Origin of the sequence: Kineococcus indalonis, assembly GCF_009906395.1 — a bacterium.
Classification (GTDB): Bacteria; Actinomycetota; Actinomycetes; order Actinomycetales; family Kineococcaceae; genus Kineococcus; species Kineococcus indalonis.
This window is the reverse complement of the sequence record NZ_JAAALM010000654.1, coordinates 1-1,923: the sequence shown is the minus strand read 5'-3', so window position 1 is coordinate 1,923 and position 1,923 is coordinate 1. Positions and strand designations below refer to the sequence as shown.

The following is a 1,923-nucleotide window of genomic DNA, read 5'->3' as shown; positions in this document are numbered from 1 at the left end:
GAGCTGGTCGAAGAACCGCGAGGCGGACCTGGCCGGCTACCGCGTCTACCGCGCCGCCTCCGCCGAGGGCGCCTACGAGCTGATCGCCACCACCACCTCGGCGAAGCTGTCCGACAAGGCCGCCCCCGCCGGGCTCACCAGCCACTACCGCGTCACCGCCCTGGACCGCAGCGGCAACGAGTCCGCCCCCGTCGCCGTCAGCGCGCTGCGCACCGACAGGACCGCCCCCGCCGCCCCGGCCGCGCTCACCGCCACCGCGGGCGCCTCCGGCATCGCGCTGGACTGGGCCGACGGCACCGAGGCCGACCTGGCGGGCTACGTCGTGCTGCGCGCCACCGGCACCAGCAGCTCCTACCGCAAGCTCACCAGCACCCCGCTGACCGCCTCGGCCTGGACCGACGCCAGCGCCGTGGCCGGCACCGCCTACACCTACCGCGTCAGCGCGCTGGACCTCAGCGGCAACACCTCCGCCGCCGCCTCCGCCCGGGGCCTGCTGCGCGACGACGTCGCCCCCGCCGCGGTGCGCTCCCTGAAGGCCTCCGGGTCCACCAGCTCGGTCTCGCTGAGCTGGTCCACCAGCCGCGAGGCGGACCTGGCCGGCTACCGCGTCTACCGCGCCGCCTCCGCCGAGGGCGCCTACGAGCTGATCGGCACGCCCACCTCGGCGAAGCTGTCCGACAAGGCCGCCCCCGCCGGCCTGCCCAGCCACTACCGCGTCACCGCGGTGGACACCAGCGGCAACGAGTCCGCCCCCGTCGCCGTCAGCGCGCTGCGCACCGACAGGACCGCCCCGGCCGCCCCCGGCGCGCTCACCGCCACCGCCACCGCCGGCGGCGTCGAGCTGGACTGGGCCGACGCCGCCGAGGCCGACCTGGCCGGCTACGTCGTGCAGCGCGCCACCGGCACCAGCACCTCGTTCAAGGCGCTGACGAGGACGCCCCTGACCGCCTCGGGGTTCACCGACACCACCGCCGTGCCCGGCACCCGCTACACCTACCGCGTCGCCGTGCTCGACCTCAGCGGCAACACCTCCCCGTACACCGCCGTGGCCGGGACCCTGCCCGACACCCTGGCGCCCGGCGCGGTGCGCTCGCTGAAGGCCAAGGCCTCCAGCAGCTCGGTGGCGCTGACGTGGTCGAAGAACGGCGAGGACGACCTGGCCGGCTACCGCGTCTACCGCGCCGCCTCCGCCGACGGCGCCCACGAGCTGATCGCCACGACCACCTCGGCGAAGTTCACCGACACCACCGCCCCCGCCGGGGTGTTCAGCCACTACCGCGTCACCGCGGTGGACACCAGCGGCAACGAGTCCGCGCCCGCCGCCGTCGGCGTCCTGCGCGAGGACGCCGTGGCGCCCGCGGCCCCCGGCGCGCCGGTCGTCACCGCCACCGCGGACGGCCTGGCCCTGGACTGGCCCGACAGCGCCGAGGCCGACCTGGCCGGCTACGTGGTGCAGCGCGCCACGGGCACCAGCACCTCGTTCACCACCCTGACCAGCTCCGCGCTGGTCACCTCCTCCTACACCGACACCCGCACCGCGCCGGGCACCAGCTACACCTACCGCGTGCGCGCGGTGGACCTCAGCGGCAACCTGTCCGCGCCCGCCACCGTCACCGCGGTGCACCCGGACACCACCGCCCCGGCCGCCCCGCGCGGGCTGGGCGCCGCCCCGGCCGCCGGCGGCGTGCAGCTGCGCTGGAGCGCGAGCACCGAGGCCGACCTCGCCGGGTACCGCGTGTACCGCTCCAGCGGCCTGCTGGAGCCGTTCGCGCCGCTGACCACGGCCCTGCTGACCAGCGCCTCGCACCTGGACGCCACCGCCCCCGCGGGGACCACCTCCACCTACCGCGTCACCGCCGTGGACACCAGCGGCAACGAGTCGCCGGTCTCGGCGACCGCGACGTCCGCCCCCCTGGACACCAC

1 pseudogene is annotated in these 1,923 nt (G+C 76.6%); it reads left to right on the top strand.

Annotated features, from left to right (window positions below):
- A pseudogene (locus GTR00_RS25260) lies at nucleotides 1-1,923 on the top strand (hypothetical protein); the annotation flags it as partial.